Source organism: Fervidobacterium islandicum, assembly GCF_000767275.3.
Classification (GTDB): domain Bacteria; phylum Thermotogota; class Thermotogae; order Thermotogales; family Fervidobacteriaceae; genus Fervidobacterium; species Fervidobacterium islandicum.
Genome location: NZ_CP014334.2, coordinates 1,497,044 through 1,518,734, shown reverse-complemented (window position 1 = coordinate 1,518,734; position 21,691 = coordinate 1,497,044). Strand labels below are relative to the sequence as shown.

20 protein-coding genes, 3 tRNA genes and 2 other RNA genes are annotated in these 21,691 nt (G+C 41.6%); 22 read left to right on the top strand and 3 right to left on the bottom strand.

Going from position 1 to position 21,691, the window contains the following annotated elements; genetic code table 11:
• Positions 1–32: 32 nt before the first annotated feature.
• Positions 33–351: RNase P RNA component class A (rnpB, locus tag NA23_RS07365), an RNA gene on the top strand.
• 35 nt (positions 352–386) lie between these two features.
• On the opposite strand, the gene ffs is transcribed toward rnpB, so the two are convergent.
• An RNA gene (ffs, locus tag NA23_RS07360) (signal recognition particle sRNA large type) lies at positions 387–651 on the bottom strand.
• 162 nt (positions 652–813) lie between these two features.
• On the opposite strand from ffs, the gene NA23_RS07355 reads away from it, so the two are divergent.
• The 14 genes from NA23_RS07355 to NA23_RS07290 are packed head-to-tail and all read left to right on the top strand — an operon-like array spanning position 814 to position 14,327.
• Entirely contained in the window at positions 814–1,446 is a 633-nt protein-coding gene (locus NA23_RS07355) for a cyclodeaminase/cyclohydrolase family protein (RefSeq protein ID WP_236938344.1), read from the top strand.
• Positions 1,427–2,545, top strand: coding sequence for a tRNA guanosine(34) transglycosylase Tgt (gene tgt / locus NA23_RS07350; RefSeq protein ID WP_033192044.1), 1,119 nt, complete (start codon positions 1,427–1,429; stop codon positions 2,543–2,545). The genes NA23_RS07355 and tgt overlap by 20 nt, the downstream gene beginning before the upstream one ends.
• The gene (locus NA23_RS07345) at positions 2,526–3,290 is read left to right on the top strand and encodes a hypothetical protein (protein WP_033192043.1); all 765 of its coding nucleotides are present in this window, start codon (positions 2,526–2,528) and stop codon (positions 3,288–3,290) included. Before tgt ends, NA23_RS07345 begins: the two co-directional genes overlap by 20 nt.
• Before the next feature lie 46 nt (positions 3,291–3,336).
• Positions 3,337–3,873 carry a bifunctional pyr operon transcriptional regulator/uracil phosphoribosyltransferase PyrR gene (gene pyrR / locus NA23_RS07340; protein ID WP_033192042.1) on the top strand — a complete coding sequence of 179 codons (537 nt, stop codon included), beginning with the start codon at positions 3,337–3,339 and terminating at the stop codon, positions 3,871–3,873.
• A complete protein-coding gene (locus NA23_RS07335) occupies positions 3,870–4,544 on the top strand; it encodes a TIGR00266 family protein (protein WP_033192041.1) in 675 nt (224 codons plus the stop codon). Before pyrR ends, NA23_RS07335 begins: the two co-directional genes overlap by 4 nt.
• 58 nt (positions 4,545–4,602) lie before the next feature.
• The gene (glmM, locus tag NA23_RS07330) at positions 4,603–5,907 is read left to right on the top strand and encodes a phosphoglucosamine mutase (RefSeq protein WP_033192040.1); all 1,305 of its coding nucleotides are present in this window, start codon (positions 4,603–4,605) and stop codon (positions 5,905–5,907) included.
• The gene (locus tag NA23_RS07325; protein ID WP_033192039.1) at positions 5,904–6,212 is read left to right on the top strand and encodes a metal-sulfur cluster assembly factor; all 309 of its coding nucleotides are present in this window, start codon (positions 5,904–5,906) and stop codon (positions 6,210–6,212) included. The genes glmM and NA23_RS07325 overlap by 4 nt, the downstream gene beginning before the upstream one ends.
• Positions 6,213–6,241: 29 nt before the next feature.
• Entirely contained in the window at positions 6,242–7,060 is an 819-nt protein-coding gene (gene prmC / locus NA23_RS07320) for a peptide chain release factor N(5)-glutamine methyltransferase (protein WP_033192038.1), read from the top strand.
• A 39-nt stretch (positions 7,061–7,099) separates the two neighbouring features.
• A complete protein-coding gene (gene rplI / locus NA23_RS07315; RefSeq protein WP_033192037.1) occupies positions 7,100–7,552 on the top strand; it encodes a 50S ribosomal protein L9 in 453 nt (150 codons plus the stop codon).
• A gap of 49 nt (positions 7,553–7,601) precedes the next feature.
• Positions 7,602–8,438, top strand: coding sequence for an MBL fold metallo-hydrolase (locus NA23_RS07310; RefSeq protein WP_033192036.1), 837 nt, complete (start codon positions 7,602–7,604; stop codon positions 8,436–8,438).
• Positions 8,439–8,462: 24 nt separating this feature from the next.
• Positions 8,463–9,650: a metallophosphoesterase gene (locus NA23_RS07305; protein WP_052107202.1), complete on the top strand. Its 1,188-nt coding sequence runs from the start codon at positions 8,463–8,465 to the stop codon at positions 9,648–9,650.
• On the top strand, positions 9,647–12,322 hold the full coding sequence (locus NA23_RS07300; RefSeq protein WP_033192035.1) for a CBS domain-containing protein: 2,676 nt from the start codon (positions 9,647–9,649) through the stop codon (positions 12,320–12,322). The genes NA23_RS07305 and NA23_RS07300 overlap by 4 nt, the downstream gene beginning before the upstream one ends.
• A 37-nt stretch (positions 12,323–12,359) precedes the next feature.
• Entirely contained in the window at positions 12,360–14,015 is a 1,656-nt protein-coding gene (locus NA23_RS07295; protein WP_249477005.1) for a peptidoglycan D,D-transpeptidase FtsI family protein, read from the top strand.
• An 18-nt stretch (positions 14,016–14,033) separates the two neighbouring features.
• The gene (locus NA23_RS07290) at positions 14,034–14,327 is read left to right on the top strand and encodes a thioredoxin family protein (protein WP_033192034.1); all 294 of its coding nucleotides are present in this window, start codon (positions 14,034–14,036) and stop codon (positions 14,325–14,327) included.
• A gap of 27 nt (positions 14,328–14,354) precedes the next feature.
• Here NA23_RS07290 and NA23_RS07285 read toward each other — a convergent pair whose 3' ends face one another.
• Positions 14,355–15,284, bottom strand: coding sequence for a DDE-type integrase/transposase/recombinase (locus NA23_RS07285; RefSeq protein ID WP_033190915.1), 930 nt, complete (start codon positions 15,282–15,284; stop codon positions 14,355–14,357).
• Between the two features lie 128 nt (positions 15,285–15,412).
• Here NA23_RS07285 and NA23_RS07280 point away from each other — a divergent pair, with 128 nt between their 5' ends.
• Both NA23_RS07280 and NA23_RS07275 read left to right on the top strand, forming a co-directional pair.
• A complete protein-coding gene (locus tag NA23_RS07280; RefSeq protein WP_033192033.1) occupies positions 15,413–15,919 on the top strand; it encodes a ferritin-like domain-containing protein in 507 nt (168 codons plus the stop codon).
• Positions 15,920–16,112: 193 nt separating this feature from the next.
• Positions 16,113–17,465 carry an MFS transporter gene (locus NA23_RS07275; RefSeq protein WP_052107201.1) on the top strand — a complete coding sequence of 451 codons (1,353 nt, stop codon included), beginning with the start codon at positions 16,113–16,115 and terminating at the stop codon, positions 17,463–17,465.
• Between the two features lie 11 nt (positions 17,466–17,476).
• Here NA23_RS07275 and NA23_RS07270 read toward each other — a convergent pair.
• Positions 17,477–17,566: transfer RNA gene (locus tag NA23_RS07270), tRNA-Ser, on the bottom strand.
• 91 nt (positions 17,567–17,657) lie between these two features.
• Here NA23_RS07270 and NA23_RS07265 point away from each other — a divergent pair.
• From NA23_RS07265 to rpsL, 5 genes are all read left to right on the top strand, one after another.
• A complete protein-coding gene (locus tag NA23_RS07265) occupies positions 17,658–19,664 on the top strand; it encodes an alpha-amylase family glycosyl hydrolase (RefSeq protein ID WP_033192032.1) in 2,007 nt (668 codons plus the stop codon).
• A 214-nt stretch (positions 19,665–19,878) separates the two neighbouring features.
• Entirely contained in the window at positions 19,879–20,850 is a 972-nt protein-coding gene (locus NA23_RS07260; RefSeq protein WP_033192031.1) for an L-lactate dehydrogenase, read from the top strand.
• A gap of 34 nt (positions 20,851–20,884) precedes the next feature.
• Positions 20,885–20,959, top strand: a tRNA-Val gene (locus NA23_RS07255).
• Between the two features lie 34 nt (positions 20,960–20,993).
• A tRNA-Gln gene (locus NA23_RS07250) sits at positions 20,994–21,068 on the top strand.
• A 210-nt stretch (positions 21,069–21,278) separates the two neighbouring features.
• Positions 21,279–21,683, top strand: a complete 405-nt coding sequence (gene rpsL / locus NA23_RS07245) for a 30S ribosomal protein S12 (RefSeq protein ID WP_033192029.1) — start codon at positions 21,279–21,281, stop codon at positions 21,681–21,683.
• Positions 21,684–21,691: the final 8 nt, after the last annotated feature.

The following is a 21,691-nucleotide window of genomic DNA, read 5'->3' as shown; positions in this document are numbered from 1 at the left end:
CAGGTTTGAGGAATGTAAATTTTGTAAATTCCCGAGGGGAGCGGACAGGCGCAGGCGGTCGCACAAGGCTGACCTGAGGAAAGTCCGGACTCCGTGGGCAGGATGCTGGCTAACGGCCAGGTGGCGCGAGCCACGGACAGGGCCATAGAAACGAAAACCGCCCTATTTTAGGGCAAGGGTGGAAAGGTGAGGTAAGAGCTCACCAGCGGTGCAGCAATGCACCGGCTTGGCAACCCCCATCCGGAGCAAGGCCAAGCAGGGGGTAGGGTGGCTCCGCCCAAATTCCCCCGGGTAGGCCGCATAGACAGATGCCTGTCTAGACAGAATCCGGCTTACAGCTTCCCTCGGGTAGAGTGATAATGCAACCTTGAAATAAAAAAAGGGTGCCGTACACCCCGCTTCGACTTGTCCAGACCCGGCCGTACACACCCTGCATGGCTCCAGCCGGGCACCCCCACGGCACACACTTACCTACTTAGGGCTGCTTCCTTCCGGACCTGACCCGGTTCGTAGGCAGTTATTGCGTGGGACCCAACCTTCGTTGCCACCGGGTGTGCCGGTACCGAACCCGGGCAGCCTCAGTCGGGGAGTTCGGCCCCGCTAAGGTGGGTTTCGGGTTACAGGGGACCACCAACCCCCCGCCTAGTACGGCACCCGTATGAATTGTACCACGTTTTCGAGATTTTTCAATTGTGCTTTTTTGTGGTATAATGTTTGTAAATAGGAATGTTTAATAATTTTTCTATTGTGAAGAGGTTTTTAATATTGAAAGTTCAGTGCTTTTTAAACTCATTGACGAGGAGGGGGAAGCGTATGATGATGGATATTAGAAAATTATCTGTTGAGGACCTTTGTAATAAAGTGAAAGAAAAAACACCGGTTCCAGGCGGAGGAGCCGTTGGTGCTGTCGTTGCCGCACTCGGTGCATCGCTGAACTCGATGGTTGCAAATCTCACGCTCGGAAAGAAAAAATACGAAAATTACGAAGGACTCATGCAAGAAGTGTTAGAAAATATGGAACTTGTTGTAGAAAGAACACTCAGGTTAGCTTCCGAAGATGTCGAAGCGTTCAATAAGGTTATGGAAGCTTACAAACTGCCAAAGGAAGATCCCGAGAAGGAGAAAAAGCTTCAGGAGGCACTTAAAAAAGCTGTTGAAACGCCTTTCGAACTTGTTGAATGTGCGAGAGATATACTCAAATACAGTGAAATTGTTGCAAAGTGGGGTAATCAGAACGCAGTATCTGATGCTTTCAGCGCCGCAGAATTGGCAAGAGCCGCTTGTAAGATAGGAGAATATAACGTTATGATTAACCTCAAGTCGATAACCGACGAAGAATTCAAAAATAAAATTTTGGATGAAATGTACGAAGTTATGGGAGAAGCAAAAGTCTACTACGAAAGAATACAGGAGTTGGTAAAAGAAAATGGGTTCACTAAGATTTGAAGTTTTAAAAACTGTTGGAAATGCAAGACGGGGAAGAATACACCTTCCGCATGGTGTTGTTGAAACTCCTACGTTCATGCCGGTTGGTACTAATGCGAATGTAAAGTTGGTCACTCCGCATATTTTGAAAGAAAACAATGTTCAGATAATTCTTTCAAACGCGTTTCATTTGTACCTCAAGCCGGGCTTGGATGTTATCCGCGAGTTTGGTGGGCTGCACAACTTCATGAATTGGGATAGACCTATTCTGACCGATAGTGGAGGATTCCAGGTCTTTAGCCTTAAGAAAGGTCAGAAGATCACAGATGATGGCGTGTGGATTATGTCTCCCATAGACGGGTCAAAACATTACATTACGCCGGAGTTGTCTATGGAAATACAGGCAACACTCGGCTCAGATATCGTTATGGCATTCGATTACTGCGCCGATCCCAAGGACGGGTATGAAGAAGCAAAAAGGTCTGTGAAGCTCACAACGAAATGGGCAAAGCGGAGTTTAGAACATTTAAGAAGAATTTCTCACCAGGCGATCTTTGGCATAATACAAGGCGCAGTATACGAAGACCTCAGAGAAATGAGTTTAAGAGAAATCACCGAATTGGATTTTGATGGATTCGCCATCGGTGGGCTAAGTGTTGGCGAACCACGAGAGGTTACTTTGAAAATGGTTGAGTTCGTAGGTCCAAAGATGCCTGAAAACAAACCAAGGTACTTCATGGGCGGTGGTTCACCCGATTTGTTGGTAGATCTGGTCGCAAATGGTGTTGATATGTTTGATAGCGTTTTCCCAACACGTGTTGCAAGACATGGGCTTGCAGTTACGTGGAATGGAAAATTCAACATCCGCTCAGCAAGGTACAAATATGATAAGACACCGATTGATGAAAATTGCACGTGCTACACTTGTCGCAATTTTTCAAAGGGCTACATAAGACACCTCTTTGATAGGGAAGAGGTACTCGGGCAGATACTATTAACCATTCACGACGTACACTTCATGATGGAATTCGGTGAGAAGATGCGCGAAAGCATAGAAAATGGTACCTTTTTTGAATTCAGAGAGAAGGTGAAAAAAGCGTATGAAAAGCAATCTTCGTAAGATTAACCTTCTTGTTGTTATTCTTACTTTTATAACGACTTCATTGCTGTACGCACAGTTCTACGAAAATCCCGTATATTTCACGTCGGGTAATAATACATTGATGTTTACAATCAAAATTCCACAGCAGTCTGATTGGGAGCTTGGAGTTTACTGGAGGCAGAGGCAGGGAACACTCTTTGGGGAGCTCGGTTACACAACGGACTCCACCTACGCAACAGGGACTATAAACTACAGGTTGGTCGATATTTCAAAGTTGTACGGGCTGAACCTGAAGCTTAAGTTACTCCCATTCGATGCTAAAGCTTTGAGCTTGGATGTCGGAGGATTGATTAAGATTTCGGATTCTTCCAGTTTAAGTTTTGCAATATACAATCTGATGCTCTACTCGGAAAGACAGGAACGCCTTTTGCCCAGTATGGAATCGGTTTTCGGCTGGTCTGTTACACCTCAGACAACTTTAAAATTTGGCTTGATGAATCTTGGGCTTGATTATTTGAAATTCAATTTAGGCTTCGTGTTATCTAAATTACTGCCACTTGACGAGGTAGTTCTTTCATACGTTCCAGTCTACGCACTCTCTGGAGGGATGATATACCATCTTGTCTACGGAAAGATGAAATTGCTGATTGATAACTACATAATCGAAGTGAGTGGATTTTACAATTTTGGTGAAAGCGTTTCGACTTACGAGGAACTGAAGTCGAATTATGGACTCAAAATAAGTCTTGGATTTAATATGTAGAATTGTGGGATATTTAGGGCAAGCACCGATGGTGGGAAGTGAGAAAATGGTTAAGATACTGGGAGAAGACGATGTTAGAAGGTCGCTTATGCGTATATCGCATGAGATATTAGAAAAGAACAAAGGTGCCGAAGATTTGGTGATAATCGGAATCATCACGCGTGGTTGGTATCTGGCTAAAAGGATAGCTAAGAATATATCGATGATAGAAGGTGTGGAGCTCCCAGTGGGGGCGTTGGATGTTGCACCTTTTAGGGATGACGAAAAGAGAACCACAAAGGAACAAGACAAAAGTATAATTGATTTCAATTTGCAAGGCAAGAAAGTGATTCTTGTCGACGATGTACTCTTCACAGGTAGAACGATTAGAGCGGCAATGGATGCGATCATCTCGCGTGGAAGACCGAAATCCATACAGCTTGCGGTTCTTATTGATAGAGGGCACAGAGAATTTCCAATAAGACCGGATTACGTGGGAAAAAACATCCCAAGCTCAAAAGACCTTGAAGTCGTTAAAGTCAGGTTGAAAGAAGTTGATGGTGAAGACGGAGTCTATATTTTAAAGGTGGGGGATGACATATGAGAGGGGATATAGAGTTCAGGGGTAGTTATGCACTCTTGAAGGTGTACCTCGGACCTGGTGAGCAAGTGAGAGTAGAACCTGGCGCGATGGTTTATATGAAAGGTCCAATCAACGTTGAGACGTCAACAGGTGGAGTGTGGAAGGCATTAAAGCGTGCGTTTCTCGGTGGCGAGAGCTTTTTCATGAATACTTATTATTCCTCAGGAAACGGAGAGCTCGGTATAGCTCCGGAACTACCTGGTGATATAGAAATCGTTCAGGTGAACGGTACGCTTTTTGTTCAGTCGACATCATTCTTGGCGAGTGATACGCAAGTTGATGTAGATGTCTCCTTCGGTGGATTTAAATCATTCTTTGCAGGTGAAGGCATCTTCCTACTCAAACTTCAAGGGTACGGTGATGTCGCAGTTTCTTCCTTTGGGGCTATTAAGATGATCGAATTGGGAGTAGGTGAGAAGCTAACCATTGATACAGGACACGTCGTAGCTTTTGATGGAAGTGTTAGCTACAATGTCAGAACCTTCGGCGGAATTAAGTCTACGCTTTTTGGTGGGGAAGGCTTGGTTTGCGATTTCACAGGACCCGGGAGAATATACGTGCAAACGAGAAATTATCCTGAATTTGTGGAGTGGATCAAATCCCTTGTTCCTCGAGATACTGGAAGCAGATAATAAAAACGTTCGGAGGTATTCTAAACTAACAAAAAAATGAATCAAGGGAGGATTTCTTATGAGGCTCTTTGGAACTGATGGCATAAGGGGTGTGGTTAACGAAGAACTTACATCAGAAATAGCGTTTAGGTTGGGAAATGCACTTGGCAGATACATCAGTAACAGAATATTTATAGCTAAAGATACAAGAGCGAGCGGTGATATGCTCGAAGCGGCAATTATTGCCGGGGCTACTGCTGCGGGTGCCACGGTTTATCGATGCGGTGTTCTTCCGACCCCAGCGTTGGCGATAATAACGAAACTTGAAGATGCTTTGGGAGTGATGATTTCCGCTTCGCACAATCCTCCAGAATTCAACGGCTTAAAGGTCATCTCCAAAGGCTTTAAGCTTCCAGATGATGTGGAGGAAAATTTGGAAAAGCGGATGAAAGAGCTTCATTACGCTCCTTACAACGAGATAGGTTGCGTGGTTGATTACAAACTCGCGTTTGAAGAGTATACAAACTACGTCATCCAACAATTTTCGGACTTGGACCTCTCGGGTTTAAAAATACTGGTCGATGCTGGAAATGGAGCAGCCTTTGAAACAACACCGTTCGTTTTAAGACAACTTGGAGCGAAGGTAGAAGTGATTAATAATACGCCCGATGGGTACAATATAAACGTTAACTGCGGTTCTACAAATCCAGACCATGCAAGAGAAAAGATGACAAGTCACAACCTTGCGATACTTCACGATGGTGACGCTGATAGATGTATTTTGCTAGATGAGAAAAAGCAGGAAGTTCATGGTGACAAAATATTAGGAATGTGTGCGGTCCAGATGAAAAGCGAGGGACGTTTGAAGAACAATGTAGTTGTGGGAACTGTGCTTTCTAACATGGGGCTTGAGGTCTTCCTTAAAAAGCACGGTATCAAACTTTTAAGGGCGAAAGTCGGAGATAGGTACGTTCTTGAGCAGATGATGGAACATGGTGCGGTCCTTGGTGGAGAGAGAAGCGGGCATATTATCTTCTTGGATAGGTCGACAACAGGTGACGGATTGATAACGGCATTGGAAACTATAAGGGTAATGATTCTAAAAGGGAAGAAACTATCTGAACTTGCTGACGAAATATCGGATTATCCACAAGTTATGCTCAATATCAAGTGCAAGAATAAACTTGTTGTTGAAAACAAAGAGGTAAGAGAACTGATTGAAAAATACAAACGAGAAGACACGGACATCGTCGTCAGACCGTCGGGAACCGAACCGCTTGTAAGGGTCTTTGTTCAGGGACCAGATGAAGAATACATTAATAATGTTGCATACGAAATAGCCAGTAAGATAGAAGAGCTTACCAACGGAGGTGAAAATGCATGACAAAGGAAGAACTAAAAAATGCTGTGTGGAACAAACTTAAGGAAGTTATTGACTGGGAGATAGGACTTGACGTGGTTACATTGGGTCTTGTTTACGATATACAGGTGGATGACCAAAACAATGTCAAAGTGCTCATGACGATGACTACCCCGATGTGCCCGCTCGCTGGTGGAATTATGGGTGATGCGGAAATGAAGATAAGGTCTATAGAGGGTGTTAATAATGTAGAAGTCGAACTCACATTTGACCCACCTTGGACACCTGATAGAATAGATCCAGTCATTCGAAAACAACTCGGGATTTAAGAACAGTGTTTTGAGTGCTCGAAGGCTCCATGAAGTTTTCTGAAATTGTTCGCACTTACAAGGAAAGAGGGCTTCCCGAGCGGGAGGCTCTTCTTTTGATTGGAAAAGTACTTGGAAAAAGGAAAGAATACGTAATTGCGCATTATGATGAAGAATGCCCAGATGAACAGCTTGATTCCATAATTCACCTGTTTGAGAAACGTCTCACAGGATATCCGCTGCAGTATATCGTTGGCGAAGTGGAATTTTACGGCAGGTTGTTTTACATAGAAGAAGGCGTGCTCATACCAAGGTGGGAAACAGAAGGACTTGTAGATTTGAGCCTGGAGTACATAAGAAAATACAAGCTGAGGAAAGTTTTAGACATAGGTGTTGGTAGCGGAGTGATAGCTGTGACCATTGCACTTGAGTGTGCTACCAACAAAGAATTGTCAACACTTGGTGTGAAAGTTCTCGGAACGGACGTTAACGAAAAAGCGATAAGACTTGCCAAGAAGAATGCGGAGAGATATGGTATAAGTTGTGAATTCAGACTTGGCAGCTATGCAGAACCGTTCCGAAAAGAGTGGGATAGTATAGAATTGGTAGTCTCTAATCCGCCGTATGTAAGGAATAATGCCAAACTCCAAAAAGAACTCGATTTTGAACCAAAAGAAGCACTCTTTGCTGGAGAGGATGGGCTGGACTTTTACAGAGAATTCTTCAATCGCTATGATATCTCAGGTAAAATTGTTATAATGGAAATAGGCGAGGACCAAGGTGAGAAATTAATAAGTTTAACCGGTGGAAAAATCTTAAAAGACCTCGCTGGAAAAGATAGATATTTGGTTATTGAGCCAAGAGATTGAGTCAAATTTCTAAAGTTTCAAAAAAGGGGTGAAGAAGCTATGAAAGTAGTCCTGATGCAGGATGTTCCGAAACTTGGAAAAAGAGGTCAGATAGTCAGCGTTTCCGATGGATACGCCAGAAATTTCCTTATTCCAAAGGGATTGGCTAAGGAAGCGACACCTGAAGTGATTAAAGAGTTGGAAAGACAAAAAGAAGAGGAAAAAAGAAGACAAGAAGAACAGAAAAAAGCAAGTGAAGAGCTCCTTGCCGAACTTCAAAAACACCTCTTTAAAATCAAAGCAAAAGCTGGCGAGGGCGGTAAGTTATTTGGTTCGCTTACAAATTCGAACATCGCAGAGGAAATAGAAAAAATCTTAGGAAGGGAGTTTGACAAAAGGTGGATATCACTTGATACACCTATAAAAAGCGTGGGACTCTACGACGTGGTTGTTAAATTACCCGGCGGTGTTTCTGGAAAAATTAAAGTTGAAGTAGTGAGGGGCGAAGATTAATAGACCAAGATCCTAAATGCGCTGAAAAAGGAGTTGAAGATGCAAAGATATGAACATAGTAGCTTTTTCCAAGGCACTTTATTCCACATGGATTTACTACTCACCTGAGCGCATACTATTTGACGCAGGTGAAGGCGTAGCAACGATGTTAACAAATAAAATATACGCAGTTAAGCACATCTTTTTGACGCATGGTCATGTTGACCATATATCAGGTCTATGGTCGATAATCAACACAAGAAACAATGCAATGGGCGATAGAGAAAAACCTTTGACCATTTATTATCCTTCGGGAAACAAAGGCATAGAACTGTACGCAGATTTCTTAAGGAGAGCAAACAGCGAACTACGATTTAAACTCCAGTTTGTGCCTCTCAAAGAAGGTGAAAAGGTTCCATTGAGAGATTCTGAAACAACGAATCGTTATATAAAACCATTTAGTGTTCTGCATACTTACAGCGAAACGGCATTCGGTTATCACCTTGTCGAGGTCCGCAAAAGGTTGAAAGCAGAATATAGGGACCTTTCGAAAGAAGAAATAACAAAGCTTGTCAAGACTTATGGAAGCGAGCAAGTGACGGAAACGTACGAAAAAAAGGTTCTGACTATCTCGGGCGACACGATCTTGTTGAAAAAAGAAGACATACAAGACACCGAAATCCTCTTTCACGAGTGCACTTTTCTAAAGAAAGAGGACAGAAAATTCAACAACCACGCATCACTCGAAGAAGTAATAGAACTTGTGAAAGAGGCAAATGTTCAAACGCTCGTCCTTTATCACATATCTTCCAGATACATAAGAAGCATGGAGAAGGTCATCAAGAAAATACAGATCCCGGGAACAAAGATATTGTACGTCCATCCTGAGAGAATATTTGAACTCTAATAGAAAAGGGGATGAAGTTGGGATTTGAGGAATATAATATTCGTCAGTGATTTGCACATCGGAGATGGAAACGGTAAAGATGATTTCACACAAGACGAACTTTTTACTAACTTCATAAATGAGTGGAACAGTTTGGAAAACCCAGAGCTTGTTATTGTAGGTGACGGGTTTGAGATTCTCGAGTCCGAATACATTAGGCATGCTGGGTTAAAACCGTTCTGGGAAATTGTTCATTCGCTTGATGGAAAACTTATAGATTCTATAGAGCAAGCTCATCCCAAAGTATTTGATGCTCTGGCAAAATTTAAAGGAAAAGTTACATACGTGGTTGGTAACCACGATTACTATATTTTAGGAAATGAAACGCTGCAAGAAAGGCTAAAGGAAAAGATAAGAAATCTCGAAATAGTCCCGTACTACTACGATGAGCAAACACAGATCCTAGCGGTACATGGCAATCAGTTCGATGCTATCAACAAGTTTACCGAAGTCAACGGTGAGATAATCCCTCCACTTGGTGATTTTATCTCAAGGTACATGATGATAAACTTCGACGACGTGTTGAGAGAATATTTGCCAGAAGAAGTAGTGAGCGACTACGATAACGTCAGACCTTCACTCGATGTTTTCCAATGGCTTGAACAGATTTCGAAATTGTATGAAACGAGCGTCGATTTACTGAAGTTGTGGATAGACAACTTCATAACCATGATGCGCGAAGATGAGGCTAAGTACTGGATGAAAAAAAGGTACCCGTTGATGAGTAACTTGTCGATACTATTTTTGAACAAAATTGGCGGAATAAAACTTGGTGAGTTATTGGTACGCGGGGTTATGAAAGCACGAAATGTTAGGAAAACGGATTATTTGAAAAAGGCTGCGATTAAGATATTCAAAGATCCGGAGTGGTTTTTCAAGAATATGGATGGGTATTTAAACGAAACTTTTCTTAGCAAGCCTTTTGAAGACATACAAGGTATTGTGATGGGACATAACCACAAACCTGGTTTTGACTTGATTAAAATAAAAGACGATGTGAAGTTTTACGTGAACTGTGGTTCTTGGAAGCCCGTTGTCGAAAGAAAGTCAAAGAATATTTTCCAAAGATTCTTTGAAATATTCTACGCTATTGCTCGTGTTGATGCCTCAGGTGAAATTGAAATTGTCACAGGTTCTGTCAACAAGTTAAGAAAGAGGGAAGTGATTGTTTGAAGGTTATAACCACTCACAACAATCCAGATTTTGATGGGTTTGCTTCTTGTGTAGGTATGAAAAAACTCCATCCGGACTTTGAGATCGTTATCTCTGGGGTTCCCATGCAGAACCTTAAAGAATACCTACGACTTTACGAGGACGAATTTCCCTATTTAACAAGTGATCAGATTGCGAAGGTGGAAGAGGGTATAGAGGAACTGATAATCGTCGATACGCCAGGCTTGGAGAGAATCGGTGATGAGATAAAGAAGAAACTAAGACCTGATGCCAAGATAACGATAATTGACCATCACCCCGATATAAGAGGTTCTGATAGTTCAGAAAATAGCACAAGTACGCTCGGATATGGTATCACTAAAATCTTTCGACAAACAGGAGCTGCCGCAAGCATCGTAACGAAAATGTTGAGGGAACACGGGGTTAAACCAAATAGAATAGAAGCTACCTTGCTTGGGATTGCCATATACGAAGACACTGGTAATCTGCTCTTCTCAAGCACAACGTTGGATGATATCGATGCAGTTAGATATCTATTTGAATGCGGTTTAGAGGTGGAAATAGTAGCCGAATACGTGAAATTTGATCTGACGATAGACCAGAAATTACTACTCCAAAATTTACTACAGAACACGCAAACTTACACCATAGACAATCATATCATTACGATAACGCATGCGGAAACCGAAAAATTCGTAGGTGGGCTTTCTGCGGTCGTTGCAAAATACTGGTATGCTCAAGAACCGGAGACGCTGATCGCAGTGGTGAGAATGGGAAAGAAAGTCTTTATCGTGGGAAGGACGAAGTCTCCCGATGTGGACATAAGAGGCTTGATGAGTGAATTTGGAGGTGGAGGACATAGGCAGGCAGCTTCTGCGACGCTCTCGATGGTGGCTGTCGAAGAGGTCATACACAAGGTTTTGAATACACTTCCAAAATACATTTCATCAGGCCTCAAGGCTAAAGACATCATGTCTTCACCTGTTAGAACGGCGTTGGCATCGGAAACAATAGAAGAGGTTAACAAAACAATGGAAATAACCGGGCACAACGGTATACCAATTGTTGAAGGTAATAAGCTTGTTGGGATTGTTACTAAAAAGACGATAGAAAAGGCTATTAACCACGGTTTAGGCAAAAGACCCGTTAAATCGGTAATGACATCGAAGCTTATAACGGCAAAGACAGACACACCTGTAAGTACTCTCAAAAAGCTGATGATCGAGCACGACGTCGGGAGAATACCTATCTTGGATGAAAACAATATACTTGTTGGAATCGTTACAAGGTCAGATATCATCAGGGCAAGTCAAAAGCAACCGGTTCAAACACCTCAGGAAAGCGAAGTTAGCTTTAATTTCAAGAATGTAACTGATATTATATACGAAAGGCTCGACAAGAGAATTGTCAACTTGTTGAGACTCATTGGTATTTATGGACATGAATTGAAGATGCCAGTCTATGTAGTGGGTGGATTTGTCAGGGACTTATTATTAAATATACCTAATTACGATATAGATATAGTCGTAGAGGGGAATGGGATTGAGTTTGCAAAGTACGTGGGCAAACAGCTCGATGCGATTGTTGTCCCTTACGAGAAATTTTATACTGCAACGTTGGTATTTAAAGATGGTTTCAAAATAGATATTGCAACAGCGCGAACGGAATACTATGAAAAGCCAGGAGAACTTCCACAAGTTGACGTGAGCACGATAAAGAAAGACCTGTACCGAAGGGATTTCACAATAAACGCAATGGCAATAAAGTTGAATCCCAATGAGTTTGGAGTGCTCTATGACTTCTTTAACTGCCAGAGAGACCTTCAAGAAGGTATCATAAGGATACTTCACAACTTGAGTTTCATAGAAGACCCTACTCGCATGATTAGGGCTGTCAGGTTTGAAACAAGGTACAACTTCAGAATAGAAGAACATACATTGGACATTTTGAAAAAGAATCTGGAGGGCAAATATTTAGAAAGGGTTTCAGGATCGAGGATAAGGCAGGAGATAGAAAAGATATTGGAAGAAAGAGAGCCGATGAAAGCAATCAGACGTTTAGCAGAACTTGGGATTTTAAAACACATCTTTCCAAAAACATATTACACACCTACTATGGATGAAAAACTGGAACGAGTCTTTAAGTTTTTGCCAAGTGTCAAAGAAAGGTACCAAAACATCAGTGATTTTTACGCGATATCAACGGTTCTTCTGGAGTTCTACGACAAAGAGACTCTGGATGACATGAGAAACCGCTACGGTTATCCAAAGAAGTTCATTGAAAGTTTGAAATTCACTGAGAATATGATGATGCCTTTAAAGTCGATGATCGAAACGCGATTGAATTTTTCAGATATCTACAAAGTGATTGGCAAAGGCAATCCGTACATCTTTATCCATCTCTCGGCATACCTTGAAGAGGATGACCAAGAATACCTAATAACTTACATAGACGCTATTCTTAACACAAAACTTGAGAAAGTCTCTGGTAAATACGTTATTGAAAGATTTAGTCTCAAATCCGGACCTGTTATAAACGAGATTTTGGAAAGACTGTACGCAATGAAATTGGACAATCCAAAACTTGATGAGATTCAAACCGTTGAAAAAATCGCTGAACAGTTCCTGAAAAACCTTGAGCAGGCGGAAATTTCAGAAAACCAAAAGACATGAGCAGATCAGTAGACTAAAGTTGTGTGGGTGAGAACTGGTGTCAGGAAGTTCTATAAGGCGCTTTATACCGTTTGTGATGTTCTTTTTTATGTTTTTCTACATCATTTACGGTCTTGTAAAAGTTCAGGTCATAGACCAACCAAAACATAGGGCTTTGCTCAATTCTTTGCTTGAGCGGAGTGTTTACAGTAAAGGGTTACGTGGAGCGATATACTCTTCAGATGGTGTCAAAATTGCTTGGAGTGAAAGAATACCAACACTCGTTTTGAAAAAATACACTGCGGAAGATGAGAAGAAATTACGAAAATATATTGATGATTCACAGCTTGCAATCTTAAAAAACAACGGTAGTGTTGAAGTTAGCTGGGAACAAGCTTTTGTTTTGCAGAGTATGGGATACGAAATTATCCCCACTGAACGACGAAAGTCTTATGGCTTCCTCTATCATATAGTTGGTAGCGTTAACAAGGACGGAGAAGGTATTTCTGGGCTTGAATATGTTTACAACAATGTACTAAAAGGCAAATTATCCGTCTCATACGGCATCAGGTCACCGGGTGGTAAATACCAGCAAAGCATCATAGAAAGCTTCGGAGAGAATGGCCTTGATTTACAGACAACGATTAACTTTAAACTCCAAAAGTACGCTTACGACCTGCTCAGTGAACTTGCAACTCCTTCTGTTATCATTGTAAGCAATGTTCAAACAGGTGATATTCTCGCAATGGCTTCCTATCCTGCACCGGAGGTAGATTTAAACGGGGTAGATGTTCTCACATGGGAAAAGCTCGTCAACGATCCACTGAAGCCTCTACTAAACAGGGCAATATCAAACGTTTACCCGCCAGGTTCGACGTTTAAAGTTGTCACTGCGATAGCCCAGATGCTCTATAGCCATCCTAATACAATAACGTGCAACGGAGTTTTCAGATATAGAGATTCAAAGGGGAGAGTGACAGCAACTTACAAAGATTGGCTAATTACGGGACATGGAGTTGTGGATTTGAGGAAGGCCATTCGAGTATCTTGTAATGTTTACTTCTATAACGCAGCTTTAGATGTTGGAATTGATAAACTTATTACCGTTGCAAAGGCATTTTACCTTGACCAAAAAACTGGCATAAACTTGCCCGGAGAAGTTGCCGGAACGCTACCAACTCCCGAGTGGAAATTGAAAAAATTAGGTGAGAAATGGTATCCAGGAGACACAATCTTATTTGGAATCGGGCAGGGATTTCTTGACCTCACTCCGATTCAAGTGCTGAGCCTTTACAACACCGTAGCTAACAAAGGGCTGTTTGTTAGACCCAAATTGGTTTTGAATGAGGAAGTTTCAACTAAGAAAATACCGCTGAACGTTCCAGAGAACGTTTGGAACACTTTAATAGATGGGTTAGAACAGGTGACAACAGTTCAAGGTCCTGCTTCCAGCGGTGGAACGGCTACGAAAAGTTTCCAAGGTTTCGAAATCACAGTTGCTGGTAAGACGGGAACTGCACAAACTCACAGTGGTCCTCCCCATGCTTGGTTTGTGGGTTTTGCACCTTCAAGAAGTCCGAAATATTCGGTCCTGGTGCTGGTAGAAAACGGAGAAAGTGGTGGACATAACGCAGCTCCACTGGCTCGCAAAGTCTTTGATTTCATGTTACAGAACGGTTTTTTTGATGAAAGTAGTGAAGAAAACAAAAAGTAGGAGGTTGGTCAGAAGGTTATGAAAATAAAGGCTCTTTACTTCAAAAACGATAAGTGTGGAGTGTGTGTTGCGTTCTTACCGAAAATGAAAAGAATATCTGAGGAATACAGCCTCGAGTTAGAAGTCGTCGATGTAGTTGAGAAACCAGAGATAGCAGGTCAGAACATGGTTTTTACAGTTCCAACTATTATTTTTTTAGACGACGAAGGAAACGAGCTGAAGAGATTCGCAAGGAATTTTTCTGAATTTGAAATAAGGGAATATATCCAGAGAATGTATGATATACTTGGTATTGAGCTGGATGCAAAGTGAGTTTAAAGTTTCAACTCTTCGATGCTGTTAACTTGTAGTGATGGAAGACAATAGAACACTCATAACACGCGCAATATCATTGCCATTCAGTTTCAAGAGATTTCTCACTACACAAAAACTGTTTACGTACATTGGAAGATTGTCAATATTCTTAAATCCACGCTTGGCTCGTACAAAGTCTTGGAATAACGAAAACTTCGATTCACATTGATTGTTTTGCCCAAGTCTCACAACAATATGATTGATATTCTTGTATAGTATCTTCACTGCACCATATGCACCAAGTCCATCTGTAATTAGTTCGATTGTTCTTTCGTTGTTACCAAAGAACTTCTCTAACAATATCTTCACTTGACCCATATCGCGATATTTGGATACATGCCAAGCAACAATAAGATTCGTCTCATGGTCAACTAAGAACCAAACATAGTACTTTTTGGATTTAAACAAAACGACAGTTTCATCACCATGGACTTTGAAAGCATCTACAGGAACGAGGATGGAAAAGAAACAAGACAACTTAAGGATCCACTTGTAGATAGCGACATGAGAGACTTTGATATTAAGTGAGTCTCTGATGGAACGCAAGGACACAGCTTTGAAATAAAGGACGAAGGCTTTAAGGACAATAAAGATAGGGAAACGGAAGAACTTGAAAGAGTCGAAAGGAAGAGGGACAAATTGAGGTAAGTTAGTTGGGATTTCGTCTCTGGTATGGCAAGAACGGCAACGGAACTTAACGAAGGCTTTTTTGATTTTGTGGATTTGCATAGTTTTTCCACAGACAGGGCATTTAGGATAAGGGAAAGAGAAGAGCTTGTGTTTTTTTGAATGAACAAGTCTGAAAGTGCGCTTACAGTCTTTGCAAAAGTATTGTTGGTTACCGTACTTATCATGACCGTTTTTGTAGATGTTGGTAGAGCCGCATTTGGGGCAAGAGACTACAGAATTTTGCATAGTGGAGTACCTCCTTTTTGTGAGAATTGATGGTGGGGGGTGTTCCACTAATAAGAAGATAATACGGTTTTTGGAAATTTTCAATACTTTTAGTTAACAGCATCAACTCTTCACAAGGGGGTGTGAGCATGGAAAAAGTGATAGGTATACTGAGATTTGCGTTGATGCGAGAAATTGAAGGTAGAGAATTTTACAAAGAGAAAGCAAAAAAGGTTTCCAGCAAGGAAGTCAAAGAACTTCTTGAAGGTCTTGCAAGCATGGAGGAGGACCACATCAAGTTCATTGAAAACTTGATGAAAAAGGTTGAGAACAACGTGGAAATAACACTGGATGATGCACAGCAAGCGATAGTTCGCACGGACTTTTTGGAAGGAAGAGAAAAATCAGAGATGGTAAATGGAACACTAGACCAGATGGCGAATGATCTTGCCATACTTAGAATGGCATACCTGATTGAAGAAGATTTTGAGAAGTTCTACAAAGAGAGTGCACAGAAAGTGTCAGATTTGGAGATGAAGAAAATCTTGGAATTACTTGGGAATTGGGAAAATGGTCATAAAAAAGTCTTGGAGGATGCTTACGAAGAGGCAAAAAGAAATTACTGGAATCAGCAGGGCTTTGAACCGCTCTTTTAAACCGCTCTTTTAATCTAAAATAAATCAAATCAGAGGCTTGGGGAAACCTGAGCCTCTGGTTTTTATTTTCAGCAGTTGACATTTATTATAAAGTCTCCATGGAAATAGTGCTTTCTCTGGCTTTTGAAAAGAGATGTTGTGGTATAATACTTAAGAATTCGGTTTGCATTTTAGAAATAGCGGAGGGAGTTTTATGGATAGGGGTGCAAAAGATCGAAAAAAGATCTCTCTTTTTCTTTTCTTGCTACTTGTTGTATTGAATGCAGACCAGATGGTAATGAGTCCTGTGATTGGAATGATAGAGAAAGAATTCAATATCACGGATTCACACATAGGACTCATCGGAGGAGTCTTTAGTATTGTTGGTGCACTCATCAGCTTGATCTGGGGATATTTAACAGACAAGTACAGTAGAAAATGGTTACTGATAGGCTCAATCCTTGTTGGTGAAGTTCCTTGTTTGCTAACTGCTATTTCCGGTTCTTACGGCGAACTGTTCTTTTGGCGAGTTTTAACAGGAATTGGAATTGGTGCTTCATTCCCAATATCTTATTCACTTGTCGGGGACCTTTATGGTCATAGGGAAAGAGGTAAGATAGTATCTGTATTAGGGCTTGCCTCAACTGTCGGAAGTATAGTAGGAATGCTTGTAGCAGGTTACACTGCCAATATTTTTGGATGGAGGATACCGTTCATACTCGTTTCCGCTCCAAACCTTCTTTTGATTCCTTTAATAATCAACGTGCTCCAAGAACCAAAACGTGGTGCGAGCGAAGAAGGTTTCTCTGAGACACAAGCGGATTATTCTTATACCATAAAGCTTTCGGATTATACTCAACTTGTAAAGATCAAAACAAACCTTCTACTTTTTCTGCAAGGTATCGCAGGTACAATACCCTGGGGTGCTATTCCCTATTTCATGATAGAATTCTTCAGGCGTGAAAAGTCCATGGATTTAAACCAAGCAACGACGATGTTCCTGCTTTTTGCACTTGGAAGTATCGCTGGTAATATCGCAGGGGGTTTTATTGGTGAGAAGATTTATAGGCGCTCAAAGAAATTGGTTCCGCTTGTCTCTGCAATAACGACGATATTGGGTGTTTTTCTAACAGTGAGTGTTTTTAGGTACTCGTACACATCTAACACATCTAACGGATTGATAGGATTCTTAACATTTGGAATGCTTGGATTCATCGCTGCTGCGATGGATTCGTACACTGGTCCGAATGTGAAAATGATGTTGCTGAATGTGAATGAACCAAAGGACCGTGGCCGAATCTTCTCGATATTTAATCTAACGGATTCAGTTGGTACTGGAATCGGAAGGTTCGTTGGTGGTTCGTTATCTGTTACTTTGGGAACTTTGGGAGCAGCGTTGGAAATCACAGCGTACTTTTGGCTTGTTTGTGGTTTCCTACTCATGCTTTCTGCGTGGTATTTTGAGGTAGAAGTAGAGGCACTCAATAAAAAGATGAGGGAACTTGCTATGGAAATGGCAAGTCAAACGCTTGATGCGAACAGTTCTTCGGAAGGAATGAAGGAATAAAAACAAAAAAATGGCGGAGGCGGTGGGACTCGAACCCACACGGTGGTTTGACCACCACCGATTTTCAAGACCGGCTCCTTAGCCAGTTCGGACACGCCTCCGTCCAGCACGAAAGATTATACAACAACTCTTTGATATCGTCAATAGCCATGCTGCACAGGTTGTGATAAAAGGTGAGAAGGAGGTATAAAGATGAAAGAACTCAGGGAACTAAGCAAGTACCTAAAAAGGAAGATAACTGGTAAAACACTATACGCTCTACCGCGTCAGTGGATTATTTCAAATTACCCTGGAAAGCTTTCCATAAAGGACGGTAGGTATTTTGTTGACCCTTACGAGTACTACTCAATAGTTATCGACACTATATTGGAACACGATAAGGGTTTGGATTATTCGAAATCACTTGCGCTCTTAAACGGCGAAAAAGATGCGATTTGGCTAAGAAAAGCAAAAATGTACGGTGCTCTGCCAAGGGCAACGGTTGCATACAACCACAAAGGGTTCGGTGCATTTGAACCAGAAGACATCTTTGGATATCGGGAATCAGGAACATTTCTCAAAATGATAGGCCTTTTGCCTTATCTGAAACAGATGGGTATAAACGTACTCTACATGCTTCCTATTTCTAAGATGAGCGATGTTTTCAAAAAAGGAGAGGTTGGCTCTCCTTACGCGGTGAAAAACCCTGTAGAACTTGATGAAAGCTATGCGGATCCACTTCTTGATGGAATAAAATTAGAAGAACAATTCAAAGCTTTGGTTCAAGCTGCTCATGTGCTTGGAATAAGGGTGGTCTTGGATTTCATCCCGCGTACAGCCGCAAGGGATAGTGACTTGATAAAATCTCATCCAGACTGGTTCTACTGGATAAAGATAGAAGAGGCAGCGAGTTACAGACCACCACACATACCACAACTCCCGTTTAAAATTCCAGACACAGAAGACTTAGAGATAATCTACTCATCGGAAGAGGTGAAAACACACCTTTCAAAATTCACCTTGTCTCCCGATAAGATCGATAAAGAAAAGTGGGAAAAAGTCAAGAAGATGGAAGGCGATATACTTTCAAATATAGCTAAAGAATTTGGAATCATCACCCCTCCCGGTTTCTCCGACTGGGTTAACGATCCACAACCAACGTGGGATGATGTGACGTTCCTGAGGTTGTATCTCGACCATCCGGAGGCGAGCGCAAGATATGTGAGTAAAGACCAACCACCTTATATTTTGTTTGATGTTATAAAGTCAAGCAAATTCCCTGGCAAAAAGCCCAATAAAAAGCTCTGGGAGTACATAGCGAATATCATACCAACCTATCAGAAAAAGTACGGTATCGATGGTGCAAGGATAGATATGGGGCATGCATTACCATCTCAGCTTCAAGATATGATAATTTCAACTGCCAGAGAAATCGACCCAGCTTTTGGATTTATCGCAGAAGAGCTGGAAATGAAAAACGACAAGAAAGCTAAGTCGGAAGGATACGACTGCATACTTGGTAATAGCTGGTATGCAGCAGCAAGACCTTCGGAATTCTACAAATTTATCGAAGAAATAACGCCTAACCTCGAGGTTCCGTATATAGCATCCTGTGAAACCCCGGATACACCAAGAATTGTGGCAAGAGAAAACGGAAGTAAATTAAAGTACCTTGCACCAGCACTATTGTACCTATCACCGAACTCAATAGCATATATAAACTCAGGTCAGGAGATAGAGGAGATTCAACCCATGAACTTAGGTCTTGATAACACCATATATGGAAAAACCGTCTTGCCACCTGATGACCAATTTTATGGAAAACTTGCGTTCTTTGACTACTATGCTTTGCACTGGGAGAATTCAAAAGATGATATGTTCAATTTCCTCAAATGGGTTTTGACTATACGTGATGAGATAGCTGACTTTATGGATTCGGAGTTTAGATACGTGTATCTGAACTACCAGGATGGGACAACCGCAAACTACAGTTATTGGAAAGACGACAAAGGAGTAATAGTTCTTGGAAACTTGGACTTCGCTCATGAAAAGTACATCGAAATCTTGGTAAATGAAACCGTTGGTAGAAATATAGAAATAAAAAGTGTTACAATCGCAACAAGACATGGGAAAAGGAAAATGACGTACGGTATAGGAAATACCATACCTGTAAACCTGATGGCTGGCGATTTTGTGATTCTGTTTGTCAATTGGGAATAGTGTTCTAAACTACCACTTTCAACATGTTGGCGCGCTCAGATGAGCGCGCTTTTTTTATTGTATAGCTCGCTACACGTACAAACTGACTTGGAGTTTCTGAGCGGTAAAATAAGATAAAGATCTTAATCAAATTCAGCACGAAGACAAATTGGGTTGTACAAATTTTAATTTATGATAAAATTTAATATTGAAGCTGCAAAAGGAGGGGAAGCTTATGAAAGTGAGTATTTACGGAGCCGGAAGGGTTGGTGTAAGTGTTGCTTTTTCACTTTTGCACTATTCGATAGTGGATAAGATTGTTATGGTGGACATAGACAAGAACAGAAGTATTGGTGAAGCGATGGACCTTCTACATGCTTCTGGGGTTTTCAAGTATTGCAATATATACGCAGGTGATCCATCAGATATCATAGATAGCGATTTTGTTGTGATAACTGCTGGACGAGCACAAAGACCAGGTGAAACAAGATTGGACTTGTTGATTGACAATGTGAAAATCATAAAGTCTATCTCAGAAGATATAAAAAAGTACGCTAAGGACAGTATCGTAATTAATATAACTAATCCGGTAGATGTACTAACGTACTTAATATGGGAGTTCACTGAATTCGACCCTAGAAAGATCATTGGAACTGGGACGACGCTTGATACTCTTAGACTACGGACTTTGTTAGCTCAGCAATGTGGAGTTTCATCCGCCAGTATCCATGCATACATCATCGGCGAACACGGTGATAGTGAGTTCATGCCATTATCGAGTGCAACAATCGGCGGAGTTTTGTTAAGAGATTACTGTGCAGACTGTGATATGAAAGCCGAAGGTTCATCAACTTGTTTGGACTTCGAAAAGATAGTTGAGGAAGTAAGAACTGCTGCTTACAAAATTATCGAGAAGAAAGGGGCTACAAATCTGGCAATTGGTGCCATAACAGCAAAACTAATAGATAGTATTTGGAAAAACGAAAAGAGGGTTTGGACACCTTCAGTGCTTATCGATGACGTGTACATCGGGTTCCCTGCAGTTTTAGGTCGAAACGGGGTAGAAAAGATTGTAAAGCTGAAATTAGCCGATGAAGAGCAGGAATTGCTTGAACACTCCAAAAGCGTTATCAGAAAGGCTATTGAAGAGATTAAGAAAGTCTTAGAGACGAAAAATTCACCCCTTGACAGAATTAGTGGTACATAGTAAAATGTGTATCGCTTGACGGCAAAGAATTAGTGGGTGCGTAGCTCAGTGGGAGAGCGCTTCCTTGACGCGGAAGAGGTCGTAGGTTCAATCCCTGCCGCACCCACCAGTTTTTTATGGAACTACAAGCTAAAGCAAAGCGCTGGGGCGTCGTCTAATTGGCAGGACCCTGGACTTTGGCTCCAGTTGTGTAGGTTCGAGTCCTACCGCCCCAGCCAAATTGCAGAAAGTCTAAAGAAAAAGCCGGGCGCGTTTGCGCCCTTTATTTTGGATTTTGTAAATGGCTTAAGTGTGCTTAATATTTTATACCCTTATCAGAAACGCCCGACTGAGTGTTCGAAACAAAAAATTCACACGGGCTTTATTGTATTTTCTAAAATAGGCGGTTATAATATCTCACGAATGTAGAGTTTGAAGGGAGGGTTAAGATGCCAACTATTAATCAGTTAGTAAGACACGGAAGGGAAAAAGTTAAGGAGAAATCCAAATCACCAGCACTCCAGGGACACCCACAGAAAAGAGGAGTTTGTGTTAGGGTTTCTACAATGACCCCAAAGAAACCAAACTCCGCTTTGAGAAAGATTGCAAAAGTAAGACTTTCAAACGGTATCGAAGTCACGGCATACATCCCAGGTATCGGACACAATCTTCAGGAACACTCAATCGTTCTCGTCAGAGGCGGAAGGGTTAAGGACTTACCAGGTGTTAGATACAAGATCATCCGCGGAACCCTTGACGCAGCTGGTGTTGAGAACAGACGCCAGAGCAGGAGCAAGTACGGTGCAAAGAGGCCAAAAGCAGGCGCAGCTGCTGCAGCAAAGGGTAAGAAATAAGGAGGGAA